Raw genomic sequence first — 6,439 nt, 5'->3', positions numbered from 1 at the left:
CACCAGCATGATCGATGGCGGGATCAGAATTCCCAAGGTTCCACCGGCGCAGACGACCCCTGCGGCGAGACGCGGATAATAGCCGTATTTCAGCATGACCGGCACGGCGAGAAGACCGATCACCGTTACCGATGCGCCGATGATGCCGGTTGCGGTGGCAAACACGGTCGCCGTGAGCAGGGTCACGAGATAGAGCGAGCCGGGCAGACCGCCCATGGCGAGCTGAAGCGCCCTGAACAATCGCTCCATCAAGCCCGTTCGCTCGAGGAAGAAGCCCATCAGCACGAAGAGCGGAATTGCCGCGAGCACCTCCTCCTGCATGATCCCGAATGTCTGCGAGACCATCAGCCGGAAGACGCGGTGTTCCATGCCCATATAGCCGAAGACCACGGCGAGGAGCATGAGGGTGAAGGCGATCGGGAAGCCGATGAAGATGGTTACGAGCAGCAGGCCCAACATGATCAGGCCGAGATACTCCGTGGGAATCATCTCGAATATCATGGCCATCTCCCGTAGACGGCCGCATGCAGCGATTTGAGCAACTCGGAAACTCCCTGCAGAATCAGGAACGCGATCCCCACGGGTATGGCTGTCTTGAACGGGTAGATCGGCGGCGCCCAGGGTGAATAGAAGCCACGCTCCAGCTGCTCCCAGGAACGCTCGGCGTAGATATAGCCGGCATCAAAGAACAGATACATCGCGGGGAAGAAGAGCACCACGTAAGCTATGGTATCGACAATGCCCTGTGTCCGTGGCGACCAGCGATTATACAGAAAATCCGTGCGGACGTGGCCACCCTTGAGCAAGCAATAGGCTGAGCCCAGCATGAACATCGAACCGTAGAGCATGTAGGTGATGTCATAGGCCCAGACCGTCGGTGCTTCGAAGCCATAACGCAGGATCACATGGTAGACGATGGCAAACATCAAGACGACGGCGAACCACGCAACAACGCGCCCCGTCCAGAGCGTGAAGGTATCGATCGCCCGCGTCGTGGTTCGGACGATGGTGGGAAAGGTCATCGGCGCGACTCCCGGAGGGGGATCCGAACGGCGGATGGTGGAAAGGAGGGAAGGTGGTGGCGCTACCCGTTGGTGTCCGGGCGAACCCCGACACCCGACACCGGCAGCGCCACCTGATCATGCGAGATTTCCGGAATCAGTTATCCTGGAAGAGCTCGTAATAATCCGGCGCGGTATAATCCATCTCGAACATGCCGCTCTCGACCAGACCGTCCGGCCCCCAGTAGATATCAGCGATATTCTTCCAGTTGGGCTCGAGGATACGACGCGCCACGACGTTACGCTCCGCATAAGCGAGCTGGCTGTCGGCGATCGCCTTGAAGGCCGGATTGTCGTTGTACTCGGTCTCGAGGATCGTATGCCAGACATCGAGCGACTCGGCGAGGATATCATCCGGAGTGCGGCGGAACTCGACGCCCGCTTCCGTCAGATTCTCCATCGCATTGCGGTTCTGGGTCATCTTGTGAGTTTCCCACCAGAAGAAGTGCGCCTGGGTGGTTGCCAGGATGACGTTCTGCAGGTCCTCGGGCATGGAATCCCAGATTTCCTTGTTGAACAGCACTTCCATCACCGTGACCGTCTCGTGATAGGCCGGGGCGTAGTGAATGCTCCAGACATCCTCGAAGCCGAGCGCCTCATCGTGATAGGGGTTCACGAACTCGGCGGCATCGATCACACCGCGCTCACCGGCGGGCACGATTTCACCACCTGGCAAGGTAATGACCGAGAGGCCCATATTGCCATACATCTCGCCCGGAATACCGGGGATGCGCAGGCGCAGGCCTTCCAGATCGGCTGCCGATGACAGCTCCTTGTTATACCAGCCGAAGCTCTGCGGCCCCGAACTGCCGGCCGGCATCCACTCGACATTGGCATTCAGGACGTTCTGGAAGAAGTCGTTGTTGGTCTCGCGGCCACCACCGTTCCACTGCCAGCCCCAGTAATCCACCGGGTCCATGCCGAACGGACCACCGGGACCGGAGGAGACCATGACGGAGGCGCGGTTCTTCCCGACCCAGTAGCCTGCCCAGGCATGGCCGCCGTCGATGACCCTGTCACTCACGGCATCCAGCACCTCGAAGGCGGGAACGATTGAGCCGGCAGGCAGCGTCTCGATGACGACACGACCGGACGTGTTCTTTTCGACTTCGGCGGCCCAGCGCTCGAAATTATGGTGGTGGGGGTCGGCTGCAGACCAGGTCGACTGGAATGTCAGATCGAATTCCTGGGAATGCGCCTGCGTCGGAATTCCGACGGCGGCGATTCCGGCAATGGCGACGATCGCCGTTCCGGCAAGCAAATTCTTCATCAGCGTTTCCTCTCTGGTGGGGCGCCATCCTGACGCCGCTTCCGCGGGAGCGTTTGCGCCCCTCTTTGGGAGTCGTTCAGCGAATAGCCGGGCGAACCTTCGCTATTCGTAGCGCAGTGTGTGAAAATCTGGACGCTACGTCAATCACTCGTAATCAACGGCACTTCCGCAACGACGTTTGCGTATTTTTTAGTCAATTTCGCAGCGGAATCCGAGCCATTCCTACGATTGACTATTTTAAATTGCATGAACTGTGCAGATGCGCATCCGCATCAGCATCCACCCGAGGCCAACCGGTCGGCGCAGAGCCTCGGATGCGGCAGATCACACCGGAACACCGGCGATTCGGCGGTAATCCAGGCATTGAAGCGGCCTGGAAAACAGTTTGATGCAATCAAGGCCTGCGCCAGAGCCGCCGTGCCGAGATACGCATGCTCTCGTTACGGAAAACCTGTTTTTCCGCTACGTCAAAGATCATCCGGTCCGGACATGCCCGCCTTGTGGGCCGCGAGCGCCGCAAGCCGGCCGTCTCGCCAGGCACTCAGTCTGGCATGCCGTTGCGGGTCCGGCGTCGCGCCGGGCGCGCGCCCCCGCGCCTGAGCGGCTGCGGCCAGGGCGGTCGCGAGGCCGGGATCCCGCCACGTCTCCGGCCCGGCCTGCGATGCCGCGAAGCGCGCGAAGAACGGCCCGTAGCGCGCGCAGTAATCCGCGACGCCGCCCGGCGCGTTCAGATCGATGGTCTCGAACGGCCCCATGAAGGACCAGCGCAGGCCGAGCCCCTGCGAGACGGTGGTGTCGAGATCCTGCGGGCTCACATAGCCTTCCGCGACGAGCCGGAAGGCCTCGGTCAGCAGCGCCGCCTGGAGCCGGTTGAGAATGAAGCCGTCAACCTCGCGGCGCACCTCGACCGGCGCCTGCCCGATCGCGGCGAACATCGCCCGCGCCTTCGCAATCACCTGCGGATCGGTCCATGGCGCGCCGGACAATTCGACCACGGGGATCAGATGCGGCGGGTTCACCGGATGCGCCACCAGGCAGCGGGCGCGGTGCGGGAGATTCTCGGTGAAGAGCGAGCACTGGATCGCGGAGGTCGAGGAGGCGATCACCGTATCGGGGCCGCACAAGGCATCGAGTTCGGCAAAGAGTGCCGTTTTCACCTCAAGCCGCTCGGGCCCGTTCTCCTGAACGTGATCGGCACCCGCGACCGCGTCCTTCAGATCTGCGGCGACCCGGATGCGCGCGGATGCGGAATCGGGATCGTCGCACAGCCCGTGGCCGGCGAGGATGGCGAGGCCCTGTCGACAGAGCCCGGGGGCATCGTCGCGCGCCGCCTGATCCGTGTCGTAGAGGACGGCCTCCCAGCCGGCTCGGGCGAAGATCATCGCCCAGGCCCGTCCGATCAGCCCGGCCCCGATGATCGCAACCTTGCCGGGCGCCACCAGCACTTTCCCATCCGCATCAAGGCTCGTATCGGCCCGGTCTTCGGTCATCGCGTTTCCTTCCCTGACTTGCTTTTTTCTCGTGAACGGCGTTGGCCTGCCCAGTCTAGCCGAATGCGCCGCGCGGTCATCGGGGCAAGAGGAAAGCAGGATGCGCGCAAGCGGGCGTTCCGGATTGGTGCATCGCCCGGTTCGGCCAGGGTCCGCGACCAGCTAGACTGGACGCAGCGCGGGCTCGCCAAGGAAAGCCCCGATATCAGGGAGGATGAAATGGATATGGATATTGCCGGCTTGCGGGTACTGGTCACGGCGGGTGCCGGGGGGATCGGCCTCGAAATTGCGCGTGCTTTCGCTCAGGAAGGCGCGAAGGTGCATGTCTGTGACGTCGATGACGAGGCACTCGACGCGTTGCAGGCGAGCGATCCGCAAATCAGCGCGAGCCGCACTGACGTCACCGACCGCAAGGCCGTCGCCGCCCTATTCGACGAGGCGATCGATCGACTCGGCGGCCTCGACGTGCTGGTCAACAATGCCGGCATTGCCGGGCCGACCGGGCGTGTCGAAGAGATCAACCCGGAGGATTGGGATCGCTGTCTGGAGGTCTGCCTGACCAGCCAGTTCAATTGCGCGCGCCTCGCCGTGCCGCATCTGCGCCGGAGCGAAAACGCCTCGATCATCAATCTGTCATCGGCTGCGGGCAAGCTCGGTTTTCCCCTGCGTTCGCCCTATGGCGCGGCGAAATGGGGCGTGATCGGCTTTACCAAGGCGCTCGCCATCGAACTGGGCGAGGATGGGATCCGGGTCAATGCGGTGCTGCCGGGCCTTGTCGCGGGTGATCGCATCCGCCGCGTGCTCGAAGGCAAGGCGCAGGCGCGGGGCATGAGCTATGCAGAGGTCGAGGACCAGGCGCTCGCCGGCGTCTCGCTCAAGACCATGGTGACCGCACGCCAGATCGCCGATCAGATCCTGTTCGTCTGCTCGCCGCGCGGGCGCACCATCTCGGGCCAGTCGCTCTCCGTCTGCGGCGATACGCGGCTGCTGGTCTGAGACGCGCGATTTGGCCGGCCCGTGACCACGCATTGCGTGCGCGACGGGTCTGTGATCGCACGATTTTGCCCGCTACTCCACGAACGCCCGCAGCATCTTCGCGGCGCGACCGAGCTGGTCGTCGTTCATGCGGGACAGGGTGGTGTTGATCTCAGTCAGGAGCCGCGCGCGCTCGCCCGTGCCTGGGACAGCGTCGGCGCCGAACAGAACCGGCGCGGGGACATCGAGCGCCGCAGCGGTTTTCTCCGCCGTTTCGAAAAGCGGTGCGGCGACGCCCCGCTCGATCTTGCCGATGGTCTCGCGCGAGACACCAATCATCCCGGCAAGCTGCTCAAGGGTCCACCCCTTCGCCTTGCGATGATGGCGGACATTCGCACCGAAAAGACGTTGAAGCTCCATACCGCACCCCTTTTCGGGAAAAGGAGGCAACAGGGTGCACAAATCGAGAAACGGGAAGTTTGCATTCCCATATTTGAGAATTAAAATTCTCGAATCGTGATATCAGATGTTGTGGTTCTGCTCCTGCCTGCGTTCTTTGGCGGTCAAGCCGTCATCGCCATCGGCTTGATGCTCAGGCTGGCCTGAACCGACGCCATCAAGCCGAGGCTGACCCCAAGCAGGAAATAGACCAGTTCGCCGCCGAGATTATCGTCGACTTTCGCAACCGCAAGATGGAAGTATTCGCTTGGCACAAGCGCGCATAAACATTCGTTGCGCAGTACGCAACCGGAAGGGTGGCTTACGCCAAATTGTCGAAAAATGGTGCCGCTTACAGGACTCGAACCTGTGACCCCCTCATTACGAATGAGGTGCTCTACCAACTGAGCTAAAGCGGCAACCGGCGGGACATATCGGCACCCGCATCGGACGCGGGTCTCTTACATCGGGGCGGACGGGTTGGCAAGCCGGAATCGAAACCGGATGCGCCCGCCCCGGCGGGGCGACCCGGTCAGCTGTCGAACAGGCTGCCGAAGAAGGAGCGCTTGCGCTTCTTCGCCTCCTCCGCCTCTTCCGGGCTGACACCGGGATCATCCGGCGGGCGTGAGAGGCGCTCCAGACGCTCTTCCTCACTCAGCCGTGCGGGCGCTTCGCCGTTCGGGCCGGCGGATGGGACCTTCTCGGCCCCGGTTGCCGGCTTGCCGGGTTCCGGATCCGCCTCGCCGTGTGATTCGTCCGCAGCGGGCCGGGTCACATGCGCGGAATCCGGCTTTGGCTCAGGCTCAGACTGAGACTCGGACTTGGGCTCGGACTTGGGCTCGGACTCGCCCCCCTTCTCAGCCACGGAGCGGGCGGCCTCGCTCTTCACCGCCTGCGCCCGCGCCTCCTGGATCCGGACGCCTTCGGATTTGTCGGGCGCGACGTCTCGCCCGTCTTCGGCTTCGCCGACCGGCTTTTGCGCTTGCGGTATTGCCGGCGCATCGGCCGCGACCGGCGTCGCCACCGGCTCATCCGCAATTCCCGCCGCACCGGCAAGGCCCGGCTTCGACTGTCGGGCCTCCTCAGGCTCAGCCTGGTGCACGGCTTCCCGGGCATCACGCTCGGGAGTGCCGGGTAACGGTATGGCCTGCTCGGTCGCGGTCGGCTCGGTTCCAACCGGGCTGGCCGTGGATGGTTTGGGCGTA

At 63.2% G+C, this 6,439-nt stretch carries 7 protein-coding genes, 1 tRNA gene and 1 pseudogene; 1 reads left to right on the top strand and 8 read right to left on the bottom strand.

Annotated elements, in window-relative coordinates; all coding sequences use genetic code 11:
- The 4 genes from VKP01_RS11075 to VKP01_RS11060 form a co-directional block, all read right to left on the bottom strand.
- Nucleotides 1-501: TRAP transporter large permease subunit (locus VKP01_RS11075; protein ID WP_324412257.1), on the bottom strand; the 501-nt coding region annotated here is incomplete at its 3' end.
- The gene (locus VKP01_RS11070; RefSeq protein ID WP_324412255.1) at nucleotides 498-1,022 is read right to left on the bottom strand and encodes a TRAP transporter small permease subunit; all 525 of its coding nucleotides are present in this window, start codon (nucleotides 1,020-1,022) and stop codon (nucleotides 498-500) included. The genes VKP01_RS11070 and VKP01_RS11075, both read right to left, overlap by 4 nt.
- Nucleotides 1,023-1,158: 136 nt before the next feature.
- The gene (locus VKP01_RS11065; protein WP_324412253.1) at nucleotides 1,159-2,331 is read right to left on the bottom strand and encodes a TRAP transporter substrate-binding protein; all 1,173 of its coding nucleotides are present in this window, start codon (nucleotides 2,329-2,331) and stop codon (nucleotides 1,159-1,161) included.
- A 467-nt stretch (nucleotides 2,332-2,798) separates the two neighbouring features.
- Nucleotides 2,799-3,821: a 3-hydroxyacyl-CoA dehydrogenase gene (locus VKP01_RS11060; RefSeq protein WP_324412251.1), complete on the bottom strand. Its 1,023-nt coding sequence runs from the start codon at nucleotides 3,819-3,821 to the stop codon at nucleotides 2,799-2,801.
- 219 nt (nucleotides 3,822-4,040) lie between these two features.
- Here VKP01_RS11060 and VKP01_RS11055 point away from each other — a divergent pair, with 219 nt between their 5' ends.
- A complete protein-coding gene (locus VKP01_RS11055) occupies nucleotides 4,041-4,817 on the top strand; it encodes an SDR family oxidoreductase (protein ID WP_074444267.1) in 777 nt (258 codons plus the stop codon).
- A gap of 72 nt (nucleotides 4,818-4,889) precedes the next feature.
- On the opposite strand, the gene VKP01_RS11050 is transcribed toward VKP01_RS11055, so the two are convergent.
- From VKP01_RS11050 to VKP01_RS11035, 4 genes and pseudogenes are all read right to left on the bottom strand, one after another.
- On the bottom strand, nucleotides 4,890-5,216 hold the full coding sequence (locus VKP01_RS11050; RefSeq protein WP_324412249.1) for a helix-turn-helix transcriptional regulator: 327 nt from the start codon (nucleotides 5,214-5,216) through the stop codon (nucleotides 4,890-4,892).
- 143 nt (nucleotides 5,217-5,359) lie between these two features.
- Nucleotides 5,360-5,509: a hypothetical protein gene (locus tag VKP01_RS11045; protein WP_324412247.1), complete on the bottom strand. Its 150-nt coding sequence runs from the start codon at nucleotides 5,507-5,509 to the stop codon at nucleotides 5,360-5,362.
- A 68-nt stretch (nucleotides 5,510-5,577) separates the two neighbouring features.
- Nucleotides 5,578-5,653 (bottom strand) — tRNA-Thr (locus VKP01_RS11040).
- 113 nt (nucleotides 5,654-5,766) lie between these two features.
- Nucleotides 5,767-6,439, bottom strand: a pseudogene (locus VKP01_RS11035) (hypothetical protein); the annotation flags it as partial.

The sequence above is a fragment of the Saliniramus sp. genome, assembly GCF_035311605.1.
In the GTDB taxonomy this organism is placed as follows: Bacteria; Pseudomonadota; Alphaproteobacteria; order Rhizobiales; family Beijerinckiaceae; genus Saliniramus.
Note: the sequence above shows the minus strand (reverse complement) of the source record. Positions and strands in the feature narration are given on the sequence as shown.

Bases quoted from the DNA above. Each gene is read 5' to 3' on its own strand.
- VKP01_RS11070 (WP_324412255.1), bottom strand. From the start codon at position 1,022: ATGACCTTTCCCACCATCGTCCGAACCACGACGCGGGCGATCGATACC.
- VKP01_RS11065 (WP_324412253.1), bottom strand. From the start codon at position 2,331: ATGAAGAATTTGCTTGCCGGAACGGCGATCGTCGCCATTGCCGGAATC.
- VKP01_RS11060 (WP_324412251.1), bottom strand. From the start codon at position 3,821: ATGACCGAAGACCGGGCCGATACGAGCCTTGATGCGGATGGGAAAGTG.
- VKP01_RS11055 (WP_074444267.1), top strand. From the start codon at position 4,041: ATGGATATGGATATTGCCGGCTTGCGGGTACTGGTCACGGCGGGTGCC.
- VKP01_RS11050 (WP_324412249.1), bottom strand. From the start codon at position 5,216: ATGGAGCTTCAACGTCTTTTCGGTGCGAATGTCCGCCATCATCGCAAG.